The organism is Micromonospora sp. CPCC 206171 (assembly GCF_036906755.1).
GTDB classification, from domain to species: Bacteria; Actinomycetota; Actinomycetes; order Mycobacteriales; family Micromonosporaceae; genus Micromonospora; species Micromonospora purpureochromogenes.
This window is the reverse complement of record NZ_JBAKHT010000002.1, coordinates 272441-291127: the sequence shown is the minus strand read 5'-3', so window position 1 is coordinate 291127 and position 18687 is coordinate 272441. Positions and strand designations below refer to the sequence as shown.

Genomic DNA, 18687 nt, shown 5'->3' with positions numbered 1-18687 from the left:
CGCGCCCGGCCCGCTCACCCGGCTGCTGGCCGCGTGGCTGCGCCCGACCCGCCCGGCCTCCCGCGCCTGACCCGCCGGACCCGCGCCCGGCCCGCTCACCCGGCTGCTGGCCGCGTGGCTGCGCCCGACCCGCCCGGCCTCCCGCGCCTGACCCGCTGACCCACGGCCAGGCTCACTCCGCTGCTGCGGCCTGCGACGTGCCCGGTGGCGACCGGTGCGCGCGGGGCCGGGACGGCGGAAGGGGCGCCCCGAAGATCCGGGACGCCCCTTCCAGGATGTCGACTCAGGAGTTCGGCAAGGCGATGTTGGCGGCGAGCGCCACGATCTGCAGGATCCCCAGCGCCAGACCGATTCCGCCGCAGATCAGACCCGCGAGGGCCTGACCGCCGTTGTTGGCCAGCCCCTGGGCCGCCTTCTGCCGGCCCAGCCATCCGGTGATCACCGCGGCGATGCCCAGCGGGATGCCGAGGTAGCAGCAGACCATCGGGATGGAGACGATGCCCAGGATCATCGACACCAGGCCCAGCGTGTTCTGCTGGCCCTGGGGCTGCGGGTAGCCCGCGTTCGGGTACGCCGGCATGCCGTAGGGCTGCTGGCCGTACGGATCCTGGTAGGGCTGCTGCCCGTACGGCTGGCCCGGCGCCCCGTAGGGCTGGCCCGAGGTGGGCTGGCCGTAGGGGTCACCGGAGACCGGCTGCCCGTACGGCTGGCCCGAGGTGGGCTGCTGGCCGTACGGGGCCTGCGGCGGCGGGGCGTACGGGTCCTGCGGCTGCCCGTACGGCTGGCCGTAGGGCTGCCCGGAGGCGGGCGGGCCGTACGGGTCGTGCGGGGGCTGCTGGCCGTACGGGTCCTGACCGGGGGGTCCGGGCTGCATGGCGGATGCTCCTCAGTCGGTGATCGTCAGTAGCTGCTGCTGCTGGTGTCGGAGCCCATGATCCCGGCCAGACCACCGGCGAGGCAGCACAGCAGGACGATCACGAGCCAGACGGCGCCGATGATGATGGCCCACTTCGACCACTTCTTCGACTCGTTCGCCGCCGCCTGGGCGCCCGCGTAGTCACCCTGCTGGAGCAGCGGGTTGACCTTGGAGGCGTTGATGATGGCCGGGATGGCGAGCGGCCAGAAGAAGAAGATGGCCACGATGGACATCGTCATGTTGTTGTTGATCGGCGGCTGCTGCGCGGGGTTGGGGTAACCGGGCTGCATGGTGCTCCTCGCTCCGTCGGCACTGTCCGTGCCTGATCATTTGAAGGGTGCGGCGGCGGGCCGGACGGCAGCCACCGAGCGACGGGCAGCGTATCGCGTACGTGCCACTCGCGTGATCACCCGATTCGCCGCTGCCCGATCGCTGGGAGTCCTGACCTGCCCGATAGGGTGGCCGCGTGACCGAGCCCGCGTCCGTCGCCCGCCTCGTCGTCCTCGTCTCCGGCTCCGGCAGCAACCTCCAGGCGCTGCTCGACGCCACCGCCGACCCCGCGTACGGGGCCCGGGTGGTGGCCGTCGGCGCCGACCGCGACGGGATCGCCGGACTGGACCGGGCCGCCGCCGCCGGGGTGCCGACCTTCGTCGACCGGGTCAAGGACCACCCGTCCCGGGAGGACTGGGACCTCGCGCTCACCGCGCACGTCGCCGAGCACCGACCCGACCTGGTGATCTCGGCCGGCTTCCTGAAGCTGGTCGGGCCGCACTTCCTGGCCGCCTTCGGTGACCGCTACCTGAACACGCACAACACCCTGCTGCCGGCGTTCCCCGGCATCCACGGCCCCCGGGACGCGCTCGCCTACGGCGTCAAGGTCACCGGGGCCACGCTCTTCTTCGTCGACGCCGGGATGGACACCGGCCCGATCGTCGCGCAGGTCGCCGTGCTGGTACGCGACGACGACGACGTGGAGACGCTCACCGAGCGCATCAAGTCCGCCGAGCGGCGCCAGCTCGTCGAGCAGGTCGGTCGGCTGGTCCGCGAAGGTTGGACGATCACCGGAAGAAAGGTCACGGTCCCGTGAGTTCCACTCAGGACGAGCGTCGCCCGATCAGGCGGGCACTGGTCAGCGTCTACGACAAGAGCGGCCTGGTCGAGCTGGCCCGGGCCCTGCACGACGCCGGGGTGGAGATCGTCTCGACCGGCAGCACCGCGTCCACCATCTCGGGCGCGGGGGTGCCGGTGACCCCCGTCGAGCAGGTGACCGGCTTCCCGGAGATCCTCGACGGCCGGGTGAAGACCCTGCACCCGAAGATCCACGGCGGTCTCCTGGCCGATCTGCGCAAGGACACCCACGCCGCTCAGCTCGACGAGCACGGCATCGCCGGGGTCGACCTGCTGGTCTCCAACCTCTACCCGTTCCAGGCCACGGTCGCCTCCGGCGCGAGCCAGGACGAGTGCGTGGAGCAGATCGACATCGGCGGGCCGGCGATGGTCCGGGCCGCCGCCAAGAACCACGCCTCGGTCGCGGTGGTGACCGACCCGGCTTCGTACCCGGCCCTGGTGGCCGCCCTCGCCGACGGCGGCTTCACGCTGGCGCAGCGCCGGGCGCTCGCCGCCCGCGCCTTCGCCGACATCGCCGAGTACGACGTCGCCGTGGCCGAGTGGTTCGCCACCACCCTGGCCCCGGCCGCCGGCGGGTGGCCGCAGTTCGCCGGGTTGAGCCTGCGTCGCCGGGCGGTGCTGCGCTACGGGGAGAACCCGCACCAGGCGGCGGCCGTCTACGCCGACCCGTCCAGCCCCGCCGGCCTGGCCCAGGCCGAGCAGCTGCACGGCAAGGAGATGTCCTACAACAACTACGTCGACGCCGACGCGGCCTGGCGGGCCGCGAACGACTTCACCGACCAGCCGGCGGTGGCGATCATCAAGCACGCCAACCCGTGCGGCATCGCGGTCGGCGCGGACGTGGCCGAGGCGCACCGCCGGGCGCACGCCTGCGACCCGGTGTCGGCCTACGGCGGGGTGATCGCCGTCAACCGCCCGGTCAGCGTCGAGATGGCCCGGCAGGTGGCCGACATCTTCACCGAGGTCGTGGTCGCCCCCGGTTACGACGAGGGCGCTGCGGAGATCCTCCAGGCCAAGAAGAACATCCGGCTGCTGCACGCCCCGGCCTTCGACCCGTTGCCGGCGGAGTGGCGGCAGGTCACCGGCGGTGTCCTGGTGCAGCTGCGGGACAGGGTCGACGCCGAGGGCGACGACCCGGCGAACTGGCGGCTGGCCACCGGCGACCCCGCCGACGAGGACACCCTGCGGGACCTGGCCTTCGCCTGGCGGGCGGTCCGCGCGGTGAAGAGCAACGCGATCCTGCTGGCGCACGACGGTGCCACCGTCGGGGTCGGCATGGGGCAGGTCAACCGGGTGGACTCGGCCCGGCTGGCGGTCGACCGGGCCGGCGCCGAGCGGGCCCGCGGCGCGGTCTGCGCCTCGGACGCGTTCTTCCCGTTCGCCGACGGCCCGAAGATCCTCATCGAGGCGGGCGTACGCGCGATCGTGCAGCCCGGCGGCTCCATCCGCGACGAGGAGGTCATCGCCGCGTGCAAGGAGGCCGGCGTGACCATGTACCTCACCGGCACCCGGCACTTCTTCCACTGACCAACCCCACCGCCGGGCCCCCCACCCTGGACCCGTCGATCATGAAGTTGTCGCCCGGCACCACGGCGTGCCGGGACAACAACTTCATGATCGACGGCGGGAACCCGGGGAGGGTGGGTCAGGGGAGGGTGGGGCGGAGTTCGGCGAAGTGGCAGGCGGAGGGGTGGGGGTCGGCGGCCCGGGAGACCGACAGCGGTTCCTCGCGGGCGCAGACCTCCTGGGCCTTCCAGCAGCGGGTGCGGAAGCGGCAGCCCGACGGCGGATCGGCCGGGCTCGGCACGTCGCCGGTGAGCCGGATGATGGTCCGGTCGTTGCGGACGTCCGGGTCCGGCACCGGCACCGCCGAGAGCAGCGCCTGGGTGTACGGGTGGGTGGCCCGCTCGTAGATCTCGTCCTCGGTGCCGATCTCCACGATCTTGCCGAGGTACATCACCGCGACCCGGTCCGAGATGTGCCGGACCACCGACAGGTCGTGCGCGATGAAGATGTAGGACAGCCCGAACTCGTCCTGGAGCTGCTCCAGCAGGTTGATCACCTGCGCCTGGATGGAGACGTCCAGCGCGGAGACCGGCTCGTCGCAGACGATCACCTCGGGCCGCAGGGCGAGCGCCCGGGCGATGCCGATGCGCTGCCGCTGGCCGCCGGAGAACTGGTGCGGGTAGCGGTTGACGTGCTCCGGGTTGAGCCCGACCACGTCCAGCAGCTCCTGCACCCGCCGCTGCTTGCTGCCCTTCGGCGCCGCCTCCGGGTGGATGTCGAACGGCTCGCCGATGATGTCGCCGACCGTCATCCGCGGGTTGAGCGAGGTGTACGGGTCCTGCATCACCATCTGCATGTTGCGCCGCAGTCGACGCAGCTCGGCCCCGGAGGCCTTGAACAGATCCTTCCCCTCCAGGGTGGCCCCGCCGGAGGTGGGCGTCTCCAGCCGCATCAGCAGTCGGGCCAGGGTCGACTTGCCGCAGCCGGACTCGCCCACGATGCCCAGGGTCTCGCCCCGGCGCAGCTCGAAGCTGACCCCGTCGACGGCCCGGACCGCGCCGGTCTGCTTCTGGAACAGCACGCCCTGGGTGATCGGGAAGTGCTTGACCAGGTTGTCGACGGAGAGGATGGTCTCGCCGCGGACCTTGGTCGGGCTAGCGGGCGCTGTCATCTCGGACCTCCTGCGCGAAGTGGCACGCGCTGGTCCGGCCGTCGCCGAGGACCAGGTCGTGTGGCACCACGTCCACGCAGACCTGCTGCACGTACGGGCACCGGGGGTGGAACGGGCAGCCGGAGGGGATCCGCATCAGGTTCGGCGGCAGCCCCTTGATCGTCGACAACTCCTGGCCGCGCACGTCCATGCGCGGGATCGACTCCAGCAGGCCCTTGGTGTACGGGTGGGCGGGCGACCGGTACAGCGACCGGACGTCGGCGTGCTCGACGATCCGGCCGGCGTACATGACCGCGATCCGGTCCGCGACGCCGGCGACCACGCCGAGGTCGTGGGTGATCAGGATCATCGCCATGTTGAGGTCCCGCCGCAGGTCGGCCAGCAGGTCCATGATCTGGGCCTGCACGGTGACGTCCAGCGCGGTGGTGGGCTCGTCGGCGATCAGCACCTTCGGGTTCATCGCCAGCGCCATCGCGATCATGACGCGTTGCCGCATGCCGCCGGAGAACTGGTGCGGGTAGTCGCCGAGCCGCTTCGCCGCGGCCGGGATCCGGACCAGGTCCATCAGCTCGACGGCGCGCCGCCGGGCGTCCGCCTTGGACATCCCCTCGCGCTGGCGCAGCGTCTCGCCGATCTGCCAGCCGACTCCGAAGACCGGGTTCAGCGCGGACAGGGCGTCCTGGAAGATCATCGCGATCTCCTTGCCCCGCACCTGGCGGCGCTGCTCCTCCGACTGCTTCAGCAGGTCCCGACCCTGGTAGAGGATCTGACCGGAGCGGATCACCGCCGGCGGTGTGTCGAGGATGCCCATGATCGCCTGGGCGGTGACCGACTTGCCGGAGCCGGACTCGCCGAGCACCGCGAGGGTCTCGCCGGCGTCCAGGTGGTAGGAGACGCCGTTGATCACCTTGGCGACGCCCTCGCTCGTCCGGAACTCGACGTGCAGGTCCCGGATGTCGAGCAGGTGGCCGCCCTCGGGCGTGGGGGAGGCCGGCGTCGGGTGGACAGCGGACTGGGTCATGAGGTTCTCACCGGAGCTTCGGGTCGAAGGCGTCGCGGATGGCGTCGCCCAGCATGATGAAGGCGAGGACGGTCAGCGCGAGGAAGGCGGAGGGGACGACCAGCGGCGTCGCCGCCTCGCGCATGTGCACCCGGCCGGCGTCGATGTCGATGCCCCAGGAGATGGTCGGGGCCTTGAGACCGATGCCGAGGAAGCTCAGCGTCGCCTCGGCGGCGATGAACGAGCCGAGCGCGATGGTGAGCACCACGATCGCCGGGGCGAGCGCGTTCGGCAGGATGTGCCGCCACATGATCCGGCCGTTGCCGGCGCCGAGCATCCGGGCCGCCGCCACGTAGTCCTGCTCCTTGGCGGTGATCACCGAGGAGCGGACCACCCGGGCCGCGGTGGTCCAGCCGAGCACCGCCAGCACGAAGATCACCGCGAACAGCCGGACGTTGTCGCTGCTGGTGCTCACCCGCTTGAGCAGCACGATCGCGGCGAGCAGCAGCGGGATGCCGAGCACGATGTCGATCACGCGGGAGAGCACCGCGTCGACCCAGCGGCCGAAGTAGCCGGCCAGCATGCCGATGACCAGCGCGATGGTGCCGGTGAGCAGCGCGGAGAGCGCGCCGACCAGCAGCGAGGCGCGGGCGCCGTAGACCGCCCGGGCGTACGTGTCGCAGCCCTGGAAGTCGTACCCGAAGATGGCCCCGCCGGACGCCCCGTCGTGCTGCCGGGAGAGCAGGCAGTCGCGCGGGTCGTTGGCGGTGAAGAGGGAGGGTACGGCGGCCATCGCGGCGACCACCACGACCAGGGTGAGGCTGATCCAGAAGATCGGATTGCGGCGCAGGTCGCGCCAGGCGTCACCGGCCAGGCTGCGGGCCTTCTGCGGCGCGCCGATCTGGTTGGGCGCCCCGGGCTCGCCGGACACGCCCCGCCGCGCGGCCTGGTTCTCCGTGGCCGCCACGGTCTCGAAGTCACTCATAGCGAATCCTCGGGTCGAGTACGGCGTACAGGACGTCCACCACCAGGTTGGACAGGAGGTAGACCACGACGAGCACGCTGACGATGCCCACCACCAGCGGGCCGTCCTCGGTGCGGATGCCGCGGAAGAGGTTGAAGCCGACGCCGGGGATGTTGAACACGCCCTCGGTGATGATCGCGCCGCTCATCAGGTTGCCCAGCTCGACGCCGAGAAAGGTGACCACCGGGATGAGCGAGTTGCGCAGCACGTGCACGCTGACGATCCGCCGCTTGACCAGGCCCTTCGAGCGGGCCGTCCGGACGTAGTCGGCGCGCAGGTTCTCCGCCACCGAGGTCCGGGTCAGCCGCAGCGCGGTGGCCAGCGAGAGCGAGCCGAGCACGATGCCGGGGAGCAGCAGCGCGTACAGGTCGGGCTCGGCGCCGGCGGTGGGCGGGAAGAGCTGCCACTTGACGCCGAGGAGGTACTGCGCCAGCGGGGCCAGCACGATGGTCGGGATGCCGAGCACCAGCAGGGTCAGCACCAGCGTCGAGTTGTCGAAGATGCTGGCCCGGCGGATGCCGGCGAGCACACCCGCGGTGACGCCGAACAGGATCGTCACGGCCATCGCGATGAGCGCCAGCTTGACCGTCACCGGCCAGGCGGCGGCGAGGATGTCGCCGATCTGGCGGCCGGTCAGCGACTGCCCGAGGTCACCCTGGAGCAGGTTCTTGATGTAGTCGAAGTAGCGGTAGAAGAATCCGCCCACCCCGGTCTGGTCGAGGTGGAACTTCTCAGTCAGGTATGCCCGCTGGGCGGCGGTGACCGGGCGTTCGCCGGCGAGCGCCTGGATCGGGTCACCCTGACCGGCGAACATCAGTGCGTAGACGATCAGCGTGGTCCCGAAGAAGGCGAGGACCATCTGGAGCAGTCGCCGCAGAATAAAGCGGAACATACTGTGAAGTCTCTCTGAAAAGGGGCGAAGGGCGTGGCGGGTCGGGCCACCTCCCGGTGACCCGACCCCACCAGCGCTGTTACTTGACGGCCTCGATCTTCAGCAGGTCGACCCGGTCGAAGAGATCCATCTCCACGTTCGTGACCTTGGTCGAGTGCCCGAAGTTGTTCTGGCCGTACCGCAGCGGGATCACCGGCAGGTCCTCGGCCAGGAGGTCCTCCGCCGCCTGGTACTTCTTGATCGCCTCTTCCTCGGTCGGCGCCTTGGCGCCCTCGGCCAGCAGCTTGTCGAACTCGGGGTTGCTGTAGCCGTAGTAGTTCGAGGAACCGTTGGTGCTGTACAGCGGGCCCAGGTAGTTCTCCATGGACGGGTAGTCCATGACCCAGCCCATCCGGAACAGGCCGACCGGCTGCTTCGCCTTGAGCTTGGTCAGCAGGTCCGCGAACTTGGGCTCGGCGGTGCCGACGCACTCCACGCCCAGGTTGGCCTTGAGCTGGTTGCAGGTCGCGTCGATCCAGTCCTTGTGACCGCCGTCGCCGTTGTACGACAGCTCGATCTTGGACGGGCCGCCCGCGGCCTGGTACATCGCCTTGGCCTTGGCCGGGTCGAACTCGCCCGCCGCGCCGATGGTGTTCTCCCGGTAGCCGGCCACGACCGGCGAGACGAAGGAACGGGCCGGCTGCTGCGAGTCCTTGAAGATCGACTTGGTGATCTCGTCCCGGTCGATCGCCATGGAGATCGCCTTGCGGACCTCCGGCTTGCTGAATTCCTTCTGGAACGTCGGGAACGCCAGCACCTGCAGCGACGAGGCCGGGCTCTGCTGGAACCGGTCACCGAGGTCGGTGGCGGCCGTCGACAGGCTCTCGGTCGGGATGGTCTTGATGACGTCCAGGTTGTCCGACAGCACGTCCGCGTAGGCCGCGGTCGGCTGCTGGTAGATCCGGAACTCGACGCCGGCCACCTTCGGCTTCTGGCCGGGGAAGGCGTCGTACTTCTCGACCTCGACCTTTGCGTCGTGCTGCCAGCTGCCCTTGATCTTGAACGGGCCCTGACCGATCGGCGCCTGCTCGTAGCCCTCGGCCAGCACGCCCGGGGCGGAGAAGGCCGCCTTCGGCAGCGGGTAGAAGGCGGTGTAGCCGAGCATCGTCTTGAACTCGCTGTACGGCTCGGTCAGCGTCACGGTGAAGGTGCGGTCGTCGACCTTCTTCAGCCCGGACAGCGTCTTCGCGGCCGGCTTCTCGCCCTGCAGGTCCGCGTAGCCGGCGACCTTCTCGAAGAAGTAGCTCGAGTTCTGGCCGTTCGGGGCGTACGCGCCGTAGTTCCAGGCGTCGATGTAGTTCTCGGCCGTGACCTTCTCGCCGTTGTGGAAGGTGTAGCCGTCCTTCAGCTTGATCGTCCAGACCTTGTTGTCCGACGACGTCACCGACTCGGCCGCCACCTCGTACGGCTTGTTGGCCTCGTCATAGTCGACCAGCGGGCTGAACAGGGCGGCGAGCACCTGCGAACCACTGGTCTCGTTGGTGTTGGTGGGCACCAGGTGCTGCGGCTCGGCGATCTCGATCCGCACGGCCGCGTTGGGGTCGCTCTGCCCTGATCCGCCGTCGCCGCCCGAGCCGCAGGCCACCAGGCCAAGCGTCACCGCGAGCGGGAGAGCGGTCCAGGCGGCAAGCCTACGAACTCGCATTGAGTCTCCTCATCTCCTCACGCTGCGCAGTCTGGCCCGGCGCTGGGTAACGCTGCGCAACGTTTGGCAACGGTAGGTCGCGACCGGCTGTTCGGCAACGAGAGCGTTGCGAACCAGTAACGGAAGGCTCGCCCCCGTCTTGTCGCCCTGCCACCCCTCTGCTATGTGAAGGCGCTGCTCAATGTCGGTTTCGAAGGCTGGCCTTCCGCGTCGGTGGGGCGCTGCCGACCGCCGTGCGCGGTTGTCGGCCGGCTGTCTGCTCTGTGTCGGTTCATGATCCGCTGTCCGTCCCGAGTTGTGGCGGACCCCACATGAGGTAACTCTCGGTGATTAAACCCACGTAACGGAAAGTCACGGTTGGTCGTCGTCCCAACCAGCGGCCGTCGCCGTGAGACGATCGGGACGTGACGGCGACGATCCTGGACGGCAAGGCGACCGCGGCAGAGATCAAGGACGAGTTGCGGACGCGGGTCAAGGCGCTCGCGGAGCGCGGCATCACCCCGGGCCTCGGCACCGTCCTGGTCGGGGCCGACCCGGGATCCCAGGCGTACGTCAACGGCAAGCACCGGGACTGCGCCGAGGTCGGAATCGCCTCCATCCGCCGCGAGCTGCCCGCCGACGCCACCCAGCAGCAGGTCGACGCGGTCCTCGCCGAGCTGAACGCCGACCCGGCCTGCCACGGCTACATCGTCCAGTTGCCGCTCCCGCCCCACCTGGACACCCAGCGCGTGCTGGAGATGATCGACCCGGACAAGGACGCGGACGGCCTGCACCCGGTCAACCTCGGCCGGCTGGTGCTCGGCTACGACGCCCCGCTGCCCTGCACCCCGCGCGGGATCGTCGAGCTGCTGCGCCGGCACGACGTACCGCTGCGCGGTGCGACGGTCGCCGTGGTCGGCCGGGGCAACACGGTCGGCCGCCCGCTGGGCCTGCTGCTCACCCGGCGCAGCGAGAACGCCACCGTGACCCTGTGCCACACCGGCACCCTCGACCTCGCCGCGCACACCCGCGCCGCCGAGATCGTGATCGTCGCCGCGGGCGTACCCGGGCTGCTCACCGCCGACATGATCACGCCGGGCGCGACGGTGGTCGACGTCGGCATCACCCGGGTGATCGGCGCGGACGGCAAGGGCCGGTACACCGGGGACGTGGACCCGGAGGCGGCCGAGGCGGCCGGCAAGGTGGTCCCGATGCCCGGCGGCGTCGGGCCGATGACCCGCGCCATGCTGCTCACCAACGTGGTGGAACGCGCCGAGCGGGGCTGAGGACGCCCATCGGTGTCATAACCGTCCGCCCCTGCCCGGATCGGTGCCAGGATGGCTGATACGGTCCGGAAAACCGACTGGTAGCAGGGAGTGGGACGACCATGGGTAAGAAGGTCACTGTCGTCGGGGCCGGCTTCTACGGCTCCACCACCGCACAGCGCCTGGCCGAGTACGACGTCTTCGACACCGTCGTGATCACCGACATCGTGGAGGGCAAGCCGGCGGGTCTCGCGCTGGACCTCAACCAGTCCCGCGCGATCGAGGGCTTCGAGACCAAGGTCGTCGGCGTCACCACCGGCCCGAACGGCGAGGGCTACGAGGCCATCGAGGGCTCGGACGTCGTCGTGATCACCGCCGGCCTGCCGCGCAAGCCGGGCATGAGCCGGATGGACCTGCTGGAGACGAACGCCAAGATCGTCCGTCAGGTAGCCGAGAACGTCGCCAAGTACGCCCCGAACGCGGTCGTCATCGTGGTCTCCAACCCGCTGGACGAGATGACCGCGCTGGCCCAGCTCGCCACCCAGTTCCCGAAGAACCGGGTGCTCGGCCAGGCCGGCATGCTCGACACCGCCCGGTTCACCAACTTCGTCGCCGAGGCCCTCCAGGTGCCGGTGAAGTCGGTCAAGACCCTGACCCTCGGCTCGCACGGCGACACCATGGTCCCGGTGCCGTCGAAGAGCACGGTGAACGGCAAGCCGCTGCGCGACGCGATGCCGGCCGAGCAGATCGAGGAGCTGGTCGTCAAGACCCGCAACGGTGGCGCCGAGGTCGTGGCGCTGCTGAAGACCGGCTCGGCGTACTACGCCCCGTCGGCTGCCGCCGCCCGGATGGCCAAGGCCGTCGCGGAGGACTCCGGCGACGTCATGCCGGTCTGTGCCTGGGTCGACGGCGAGTACGGAATCTCCGGCGTCTACCTGGGCGTCGAGGCCGAGATCGGCGCCGAGGGCGTCAAGCGGGTCGTCGAGACCGATCTGGACGCCGACGAGCTGGCCAGCCTGAAGGAGGCCGCGGAGGCCGTCCGCGCCAAGCAGAGCGACATCGCCAGCATGTGATCCACCAGCACCACCCGAAGGGGGCACGCCGGTACCCACCGGCGTGCCCCCTTCACCATCCCCACCCTCGGCTCCCCACCTCGTCGATCATGGAGTTGTTGCCGGTCCGCCCGGCGTGTCGCAGCAATAACTTCATGATCACCGGGGCGACGGGAGGTGGGGTTGGAGGGGGGTGAAGGGGGTGCCCAGGTGGGGGGTGGCCAGGTGGGTGGGGGTGGGGGCCGTGGCGAGCGTGCGCAGGAGGGTGGTGCGGGAGGTGCGGGCGGTGGCCGGGTCCTCCTCGTGGGCGTACGCCAGGTCGGGGTCGACGAGTTGCACGGCGTGCACCAGGAGGTCGCCGGTGAGCAGGAGGCGCTCGTCGCCGGAGTCGATGAGCACCGACTGGTGGCCGGGGGTGTGTCCGGGGGTGCTCAGCAGGCGTACCTCCGGGGTGAGCGGGGTGTCGCCGTCGACCACCCGGAGCTGGCCGGCGGCGCGTAACGGGGCGACCAGGCCGGCCGGCAGCCCCGGATTGATCGTCTCCATCGCGTCCAACTCGGCCCGCTGCACCAGGTAGTCGGCGTTCGGGAAGTACGGGCGGCCGGGCGTGCCGGTGACCGCCCAGCCGATGTGGTCGCTGTGCAGGTGGGTGAGGACGACGGTGCGCACGTCGGCGGGGTCGATGCCGGCGGCGGCCAGTTCGGCGGGGAGCCGCCCCGGCACCGGCGCCCAGCTCGCGGCGGGCGAGCCGGCCGGTCCGATGCCGGCGTCGACCAGCGTGACCGGCCCGTCGCCGGCGCGCACCGCGAAGCTGCGGAACGGCAGCCACCAGCGGCCGTCGGGGGTGACCGAGGTGGGGTCGCGCCGGTCCGCCTCGCGCCAGTGCGCCGCGGTGGCGTCGGGGAACGCCTCGGCGCGGGGCTGGAAGAACGCCCCCTCGCCGTCGGTGAGCGCGGTGACCGTGATAGACCCGAGGGTGCGGCTCAGTGGCATCGGGCGATGGTGCCAGTGAACTCCCGTGCCGGGCATCCGGTTATCCGGCCGACCGAGGCCGGCTGGGGGGTGCCGGCCCGTTTCCAGTACGCTCGTACTGCTTGAGCACGTGTCCCCCGAGAGGAGCGCCGGTCGATGGCGAAGATCAAGGTAAACAACCCGGTCGTGGAACTCGACGGCGACGAGATGACCCGGATCATCTGGAAGCAGATCCGTGAGCAGCTGATCCTGCCCTACCTCGACGTCGACCTGCACTACTACGACCTCTCGATCCAGCACCGCGACGAGACGAACGACCAGGTCACCGTCGACGCCGCCAACGCCATCAAGGAGCACGGCGTCGGCGTCAAGTGCGCGACCATCACCCCGGACGAGGCCCGGGTGGAGGAGTTCGGCCTGAAGAAGATGTGGCGGTCGCCGAACGGCACCATCCGCAACATCCTCGGCGGCGTCGTCTTCCGCGAGCCGATCATCATGTCCAACGTGCCGCGGCTCGTGCCCGGCTGGACCAAGCCGATCATCATCGGCCGGCACGCCCACGGTGACCAGTACAAGGCCACCGACTTCGTCGTCCCCGGCCCGGGCACGGTGACCATCACCTACACCCCGGCCGACGGCGGCGCCCCGATGGAGATGGAGGTCGCCAACTTCCCCGGCGGCGGCATCGCCATGGGCATGTACAACTTCGACGAGTCGATCCGGGACTTCGCCCGGGCCTCGTTCCGGTACGGCCTGGACCGCAACTACCCGGTCTACCTGTCCACCAAGAACACGATCCTCAAGGCGTACGACGGCCGGTTCAAGGACATCTTCGCCGAGGTGTTCGAGAACGAGTTCAAGGCCGAGTTCGACGCCGCCGGCATCACCTACGAGCACCGGCTGATCGACGACATGGTCGCCGCCGCGCTCAAGTGGGAGGGCGGCTACGTCTGGGCCTGCAAGAACTACGACGGTGACGTGCAGTCCGACACCGTCGCGCAGGGCTTCGGCTCGCTCGGCCTGATGACCTCGGTCCTGCTCTCCCCGGACGGCCGCACCGTCGAGGCCGAGGCCGCGCACGGCACGGTCACCCGGCACTACCGGCAGTGGCAGAAGGGCGAGAAGACCTCGACCAACCCGATCGCGTCGATCTACGCCTGGACCCGGGGCCTGGCCCACCGGGGCAAGCTGGACGGCACCCCGGCGGTCACCGAGTTCGCCAACACCCTGGAGCAGGTCATCGTCGACACCGTCGAGGGCGGCCAGATGACCAAGGACCTCTCGCTGCTCATCTCGCGGGACGCCCCGTGGCTGACCACCGACGAGTTCATGAACGCGCTCGACGAGAACCTGGCGCGCAAGCTCTCCGCCTGATCCTCGTACGTGTCACCGACCGGGCCCGCCGGCCTCCGCCGGCGGGCTCCGTCGTACCCCGGGGAGCGGTCTGCGGCGGGTCGCGGTGTCCGATCGAGCGGATCCGCGCGACCCGCCGCGAACGGTGGCGATCAATCCGTGGCCGTGGCCCCCGGCGTCACCGAGGTGGGCGTGGGTCGTTGAAGTGGGTGGACGTGATGCCAGTCTCGTCCAGGAAGGTTGACCGCGGTCGCCTCGCGGCACGAGTGCCGATCAGCCAAACCTTCCCGGCTGTCGCGCACAGCCAGCCGTCCCTTCCCTGCGGGGGGCCCTGTCCCGGGCCCCCCGCGCCCTGTTTCCCGGGCGCGGCCGCACTCGCCGCCCGACTCGCCGCCGGGACCCGGGCCGGGGTCAGGTGGCGCGAAGCAGCTCCGCGGCCCGCTCGGGCGCGATGTCGTTGATGAAGACCCCCATGCCGGACTCCGAGCCGGCCAGGTACTTCAGCTTGTCCTTGGCCCGCCGGATGCTGAACAGCTGAAGGTGCAGGTGACCCAGCTCCCGGTCGATCCGCACCGGTGCCTGGTGCCAGGCCGCGATGTACGGCATCGGCAGGTCGAAGAGCCCGTCGAAGCGGCGCAGCACATCCAGGTAGAGCGGGCCGAACGCGTCCCGCTCGGCGTCGGTCAACGCCGGGATGTCGGGCACCGGCCGGTGCGGCGCCACGTGCACCTCGAACGGCCAGCGGGCGGCCGCCGGGACGTACGCCGTCCAGTGCTCGTTGCTGGTGACCACCCGGTTGCCGGCGGCCCGCTCGGCGGCGAGCACGTCGGCGTAGAGGTTGCCCCCGCCGGTGCGCTCGGCGTGCCGGCGGGCGGCGGCCAGCAGCGACCGGGTCCGCGGCGGCACGAACGGGTACGCGTAGATTTGCCCGTGCGGGTGGTGCAGGGTCACCCCGATCTCCACGCCCCGGTTCTCGAAGCAGAACACCTGCTCGACCCCGGGCAGCTCGGCGAGCGCCACGGTCCGGTCGGCCAGCGCGTCCAGCACGGTGCGCACCCGGCGCGGTGGCAGGCTGGCGAACGAGGCGTTGTGGTCGTCGGTGAAGCAGACCACCTCGCAGCGGCCCCGGCCCGGGCGTACCGGGGTGAACGGGGTCATCTCGGCCGGCTCGTCGGCCACCCGCTGGCTGAGCGAGGGGAACCGGTTCTCGAACACGGCCACGTCGTAGTCGGGGGCCGGGATCTCGCTGAGCCGGTCGCCGCGGGTGGGGCAGAGCGGGCACTGGTCGGCCGGGGGGAGGAAGGTGCGGGTCTGCCGGTGCACCGCCACCGCCACCCACTCGTCGGTCAGCGGGTCGTACCGCAGCTGGGAGGCGGGCGGGGGAGGGGGCAGCTCGCGCCGGTCCGGCTGGTCGCGGACCGCGTCGTCCCGTTCGTCGAAGTAGATCAGCTCGCGGCCGTCCGCCAGTTCGATCGCCGTACGCTTCACCGCGCCGTCCCCTCCGTCGTCGCCCGGCCCGTGCTCGCCACGACCACCAGCTCTCCCACCTTCTCGTCCAGTACCCGGCGCGCCTCGGGAGCCAGCCGGTCGTCGGTGACCAGCACGTCGGCGGCGGCGAGGCCGACGATCGAGCAGATGCCCACGGTGCCCCACTTGGTGTGGTCGGCCAGCACCACCAGCCGGTCGGCCGCGGCCACCAGGGCCCGGTCGGTCTCCGCCTCCATCAGGTTCGGCGTGGTGAAACCGGCCCGCTCGGTGATCCCGTGTACGCCGAGGAAGAGCAGGTCCAGGTGCAGCGAGCGGATCGCCTCCACGGCCAGCGGGCCGACCAGCGCGTCGGACGGGGTGCGCACCCCGCCGGTGAGCACCACGGTCTGGTCGGGGCGGCCCTGCGCGTGCAGGATCTCGGCCACCGGCAGCGAGTTGGTCACCACGGTCAGCCCGGGCACATCCACCAGGCGGCGGGCCAGTTCGGCGGTGGTGGTGCCGGCCGAGAGCGCGACCGCCGCGCCGGGGCGGACCAGCTCGGCGGCCCGGCCCGCGATGGCGGCCTTCTCCACGAGCTGCCGCACCGACTTGGCGTGGAAACCCGGCTCGTCGGTGGAGCTGGAGCCGGGAACGGTGGCGCCGCCGTGCACCTTGGCCAGCAGGCCCTGCTCGTGCAGCGTCTCCAGGTCACGCCGGATGGTCATGTCGGAGACGCCGAACTCCGCCGCCAGCTCGGTGACCCGGACGCCACCGGTGGTGCGGACCCGGTCGAGGATGGCCGCCTGCCGCTGCCGCGCCAGCATCCGTCCGTACCTCCGGCTCCCGCGCACTCTCACACGCGCTCGAACGTGTTCCAACAAAGATGAACACTAGCGCGCAGGGGGCAGCGACGAAAGGTGACCCTGACGGGAATCAGGCGGACTGGAGGCGGGGCTCCACCCAGCCGGTCTCGGTGAGGTGGTTCAGCACCGACAGCACCGCCTCGTCGACGGCCAGGTCGGTGGTGTCGACCACGATCTCGGCGTCGGTCGGCTCCTCGTACGGGTCGTCGACGCCGGTCATCCCGGTGAGCAGGCCGGCCCGGGCCCGGGCGTACAGGCCCTTGCGGTCCCGCCGCTCGCAGACCTCCAGCGGGGTGGCCACGTGGACCAGCACGAAACCGGCCCCCGCCGCCAGCGCCATCTCCCGGGCGGTCGCCCGCGCCTGGGCGTACGGGGCGATCGGGCAGCAGATGCCCACCCCCCGGTGCCGGGCGACCTCGGCGGCCACCCAGCCGATCCGGCGGACGTTGGCGTCCCGGTCCGCCCGGCTGAAGCCCAGCCCCGCCGACAGCTCCCGGCGCACCACGTCGCCGTCGAGCAGGGTCACCGTGCGGTCGCCCTGCTCCCGCAGCACGTCCGCCAGCCCGCGGGCGATGGTCGACTTGCCGGAGCCGGACAGGCCGGTCAGGAAGACCACCAGGCCCCGGTGCCGCCGCGGCGGGCGGGCCCGGCTCAGCTCCTTGGCCACCGCCGGCGGGGTGTGCCACTCGGGCAGCGGGAAGCCCCGGTCCAGCAGGTCGTCGATCTCCTCCTGGCGCAGCGCCAGCCGCCGGTTGCGCGGTGGGATGTCCTCCCGCCAGCGCCACTGCCCGTCCCGGTTGTCGTAGGCCAGCTCGCGGGGAACCAGCACCCGCAGGCCCGCGCCGGAGAGCATCTCACCGGTGGAGAGCAGGTGGGTCACCCCGTACGCGGCGGAGATCCGGGCCCGCAGCAGGGCGTCGCCGATCTCGTCGCGGCCGCGCGGCATCGGCACCGCGACCAGGGTCGCCGGGGGCATCCGGTCGCGGGCGGCGAAGACGCTGCGCACCAGGGCCTCCGGCGGCACGCCGCCCGAGCCGGCCCCCTCGCCCACCGGGATCATCACCAGCAGGTGGGCGCCCAGGGTACGGGCGGCGTGCGCGATCTGCGCCAGCTGCGGCCGGTGCAGGGGCCGGTCGGCGATCACGCCGAGCACCCGGCCCGGAGGCAGCAGCGCCCGGACCTCCTCCGGGTTGCGGCGCAGCCGCTGGAACGGGCCGTGCCCGCCGTCGCCGAGCCGGCGGACCGGGCCGCCCACCCCGGCCACGCCCTCGCGGGCCGCCCAGACGTCGGCGACCTCCAGCGCGGCCACCGGTGCGCCCTCGCCGTCGCTGAGCACCAGCGTGCGGCGCCCCGGGTCGGCCGGGTCCAGCCCGGCCGCCAGCGCCGCCGGCACCTGGAGGGTCACCGGCACCGGCCACGGCGTGCCGTCGGCGAGCCGGCCGCGACGCTGCAGCGAGGCCAGGTCGGCGCGGGTCATGAAGCCGGCCAGCGGCGCGTACGCCCCGGTCAGCAACAGCTCCAGATCGGCCAGCTCACCCGGGCGCGGCGTGTACGCCGGCGCGTCCCGAAGCACCTCGTCGGGCAGCACCCACCCGTTGCTCATCCGTACCCCTCACTCGCTGACCGGCACACAGTTTCGCAGCCGACCGGCGATCGGTCGAGAGCGCCACTCCACTGCGGGCCGGGCGGTTGGGGACGGCTCAACCGGTCGGGGTGAGCGGGGCGGCCCCGAACGAGACCGCGAACCGCTTGCACCAGATGGACACGCTGGTCAGCCCGGCCAGGTCGGTGCCCGGCGGGATGTCGTACGCCTGGTCGCCACGGTTGCCCTTGAGTCGGCCCAGCTCGACCCACCGGCCGTCGTCGAAGACGTCCCAGCCGGCGCGGACCGGCTGATCGGTCAGCCAGACCCGCAGGTCGGGGCCGTTGGAGGTGGCCAGACCCACCAGTTCCAGCCGGTGCCGCCCGTCGCCGGCGCGGACGACCCGGGCGGTGCCCGAGGTGTCGTGCTCGTGGGTGACGAACTCTCCCCGGCTGAGCAGCGCCGGCCCCGCCGGGGTCGGCGTCGGCCCGGCCGGTCCCGCGCCCCCCGTCGGAGCGGGACCGGCCGACGGCGTGGTGGCCACGTCCACGTCGGACAGCCGCTCGGCGACCCGGGTGTCGGTGACCGCCTTCCAGGGCTGGAACCACCACAGCCCGACGGCCGCCCCGGCGGCGAGCACGACGACGACGGCCCAGGTCAGCGGGGTACGCAGCAGGCGGGTGACCACGTCGTCCAGTCTGCCGGGCCCGGCCGCCCCGGTCATCCCGCCGCCGGGTTACGAAACCCTTACCGGCCGCTCGGGCCCGGGCGCGGAATCCGACCGGTGTCCCCCGGACGGGTTCTCAGGGGCGACCCCGGGCGATTCCTGATAC

At 71.6% G+C, this 18687-nt stretch carries 17 protein-coding genes; 5 read left to right on the top strand and 12 right to left on the bottom strand.

Annotated features, from left to right (window positions below):
• Window positions 1–283: 283 nt before the first annotated feature.
• On the bottom strand, window positions 284–874 hold the full coding sequence (locus tag V6U89_RS04075) for a DUF4190 domain-containing protein (protein ID WP_334569239.1): 591 nt from the start codon (window positions 872–874) through the stop codon (window positions 284–286).
• A 26-nt stretch (window positions 875–900) separates the two neighbouring features.
• Complete coding sequence (locus tag V6U89_RS04070) at window positions 901–1206, bottom strand: CD225/dispanin family protein (RefSeq protein WP_334569237.1); 306 nt, start codon at window positions 1204–1206, stop codon at window positions 901–903.
• 176 nt (window positions 1207–1382) lie between these two features.
• Between V6U89_RS04070 and purN the strand changes: the two genes are divergently transcribed.
• Window positions 1383–2003: a phosphoribosylglycinamide formyltransferase gene (purN, locus tag V6U89_RS04065; RefSeq protein WP_334569235.1), complete on the top strand. Its 621-nt coding sequence runs from the start codon at window positions 1383–1385 to the stop codon at window positions 2001–2003.
• Entirely contained in the window at window positions 2000–3571 is a 1572-nt protein-coding gene (purH, locus tag V6U89_RS04060; protein ID WP_334569233.1) for a bifunctional phosphoribosylaminoimidazolecarboxamide formyltransferase/IMP cyclohydrolase, read from the top strand. The genes purN and purH overlap by 4 nt, the downstream gene beginning before the upstream one ends.
• 118 nt (window positions 3572–3689) lie before the next feature.
• On the opposite strand, the gene V6U89_RS04055 is transcribed toward purH, so the two are convergent.
• The 5 genes from V6U89_RS04055 to V6U89_RS04035 all read right to left on the bottom strand — a co-directional run bounded on the left by V6U89_RS04055 (window position 3690) and on the right by V6U89_RS04035 (window position 9321).
• Window positions 3690–4721: an ABC transporter ATP-binding protein gene (locus tag V6U89_RS04055; RefSeq protein WP_334569232.1), complete on the bottom strand. Its 1032-nt coding sequence runs from the start codon at window positions 4719–4721 to the stop codon at window positions 3690–3692.
• Complete coding sequence (locus V6U89_RS04050; protein WP_210779651.1) at window positions 4705–5742, bottom strand: ABC transporter ATP-binding protein; 1038 nt, start codon at window positions 5740–5742, stop codon at window positions 4705–4707. The genes V6U89_RS04055 and V6U89_RS04050 overlap by 17 nt, the downstream gene beginning before the upstream one ends.
• A 7-nt stretch (window positions 5743–5749) precedes the next feature.
• Window positions 5750–6706 carry an ABC transporter permease gene (locus V6U89_RS04045; protein ID WP_334569231.1) on the bottom strand — a complete coding sequence of 319 codons (957 nt, stop codon included), beginning with the start codon at window positions 6704–6706 and terminating at the stop codon, window positions 5750–5752.
• A complete protein-coding gene (locus V6U89_RS04040; protein ID WP_154941917.1) occupies window positions 6699–7637 on the bottom strand; it encodes an ABC transporter permease in 939 nt (312 codons plus the stop codon). Before V6U89_RS04040 ends, V6U89_RS04045 begins: the two co-directional genes overlap by 8 nt.
• Window positions 7638–7716: 79 nt before the next feature.
• Window positions 7717–9321 carry a peptide ABC transporter substrate-binding protein gene (locus V6U89_RS04035; RefSeq protein WP_334569230.1) on the bottom strand — a complete coding sequence of 535 codons (1605 nt, stop codon included), beginning with the start codon at window positions 9319–9321 and terminating at the stop codon, window positions 7717–7719.
• A gap of 404 nt (window positions 9322–9725) precedes the next feature.
• Here V6U89_RS04035 and V6U89_RS04030 point away from each other — a divergent pair, with 404 nt between their 5' ends.
• Both V6U89_RS04030 and mdh read left to right on the top strand, forming a co-directional pair.
• Complete coding sequence (locus tag V6U89_RS04030) at window positions 9726–10586, top strand: bifunctional methylenetetrahydrofolate dehydrogenase/methenyltetrahydrofolate cyclohydrolase (protein ID WP_334569228.1); 861 nt, start codon at window positions 9726–9728, stop codon at window positions 10584–10586.
• A 101-nt stretch (window positions 10587–10687) separates the two neighbouring features.
• Entirely contained in the window at window positions 10688–11638 is a 951-nt protein-coding gene (mdh, locus tag V6U89_RS04025) for a malate dehydrogenase (RefSeq protein WP_334569227.1), read from the top strand.
• A gap of 138 nt (window positions 11639–11776) precedes the next feature.
• Here the strand turns inward: mdh and V6U89_RS04020 are convergent, their stop codons facing one another.
• Window positions 11777–12610 carry an MBL fold metallo-hydrolase gene (locus tag V6U89_RS04020; RefSeq protein WP_334569226.1) on the bottom strand — a complete coding sequence of 278 codons (834 nt, stop codon included), beginning with the start codon at window positions 12608–12610 and terminating at the stop codon, window positions 11777–11779.
• A gap of 135 nt (window positions 12611–12745) precedes the next feature.
• Here V6U89_RS04020 and V6U89_RS04015 point away from each other — a divergent pair, with 135 nt between their 5' ends.
• Window positions 12746–13963 carry an NADP-dependent isocitrate dehydrogenase gene (locus tag V6U89_RS04015; RefSeq protein WP_280836870.1) on the top strand — a complete coding sequence of 406 codons (1218 nt, stop codon included), beginning with the start codon at window positions 12746–12748 and terminating at the stop codon, window positions 13961–13963.
• 390 nt (window positions 13964–14353) lie between these two features.
• On the opposite strand, the gene galT is transcribed toward V6U89_RS04015, so the two are convergent.
• The 4 genes from galT to V6U89_RS03995 all read right to left on the bottom strand — a co-directional run bounded on the left by galT (window position 14354) and on the right by V6U89_RS03995 (window position 18542).
• Window positions 14354–15430, bottom strand: coding sequence for a galactose-1-phosphate uridylyltransferase (gene galT / locus V6U89_RS04010; protein WP_334569225.1), 1077 nt, complete (start codon window positions 15428–15430; stop codon window positions 14354–14356).
• Window positions 15427–16233 (bottom strand): DeoR/GlpR family DNA-binding transcription regulator, encoded by an 807-nt coding sequence (locus V6U89_RS04005; protein ID WP_334569224.1) that lies wholly within the window; start codon window positions 16231–16233, stop codon window positions 15427–15429. The genes galT and V6U89_RS04005 overlap by 4 nt, the downstream gene beginning before the upstream one ends.
• A gap of 109 nt (window positions 16234–16342) precedes the next feature.
• Window positions 16343–17875, bottom strand: a complete 1533-nt coding sequence (cysC, locus tag V6U89_RS04000) for an adenylyl-sulfate kinase (RefSeq protein ID WP_334569223.1) — start codon at window positions 17873–17875, stop codon at window positions 16343–16345.
• 97 nt (window positions 17876–17972) lie between these two features.
• On the bottom strand, window positions 17973–18542 hold the full coding sequence (locus V6U89_RS03995) for a DM13 domain-containing protein (RefSeq protein ID WP_334569222.1): 570 nt from the start codon (window positions 18540–18542) through the stop codon (window positions 17973–17975).
• Between the last annotated feature and the right edge of the window lie 145 nt (window positions 18543–18687).

Coding starts and splice junctions, on each gene's coding strand:
- V6U89_RS04075 (WP_334569239.1), bottom strand. CDS start 874: ATGCAGCCCGGACCCCCCGGTCAGGACCCGTACGGCCAGCAGCCCCCG.
- V6U89_RS04070 (WP_334569237.1), bottom strand. CDS start 1,206: ATGCAGCCCGGTTACCCCAACCCCGCGCAGCAGCCGCCGATCAACAAC.
- V6U89_RS04055 (WP_334569232.1), bottom strand. CDS start 4,721: ATGACAGCGCCCGCTAGCCCGACCAAGGTCCGCGGCGAGACCATCCTC.
- V6U89_RS04050 (WP_210779651.1), bottom strand. CDS start 5,742: ATGACCCAGTCCGCTGTCCACCCGACGCCGGCCTCCCCCACGCCCGAG.
- V6U89_RS04045 (WP_334569231.1), bottom strand. CDS start 6,706: ATGAGTGACTTCGAGACCGTGGCGGCCACGGAGAACCAGGCCGCGCGG.
- V6U89_RS04040 (WP_154941917.1), bottom strand. CDS start 7,637: ATGTTCCGCTTTATTCTGCGGCGACTGCTCCAGATGGTCCTCGCCTTC.
- V6U89_RS04035 (WP_334569230.1), bottom strand. CDS start 9,321: ATGCGAGTTCGTAGGCTTGCCGCCTGGACCGCTCTCCCGCTCGCGGTG.
- mdh (WP_334569227.1), top strand. CDS start 10,688: ATGGGTAAGAAGGTCACTGTCGTCGGGGCCGGCTTCTACGGCTCCACC.
- V6U89_RS04020 (WP_334569226.1), bottom strand. CDS start 12,610: ATGCCACTGAGCCGCACCCTCGGGTCTATCACGGTCACCGCGCTCACC.
- V6U89_RS04015 (WP_280836870.1), top strand. CDS start 12,746: ATGGCGAAGATCAAGGTAAACAACCCGGTCGTGGAACTCGACGGCGAC.
- V6U89_RS04005 (WP_334569224.1), bottom strand. CDS start 16,233: ATGCTGGCGCGGCAGCGGCAGGCGGCCATCCTCGACCGGGTCCGCACC.
- cysC (WP_334569223.1), bottom strand. CDS start 17,875: ATGAGCAACGGGTGGGTGCTGCCCGACGAGGTGCTTCGGGACGCGCCG.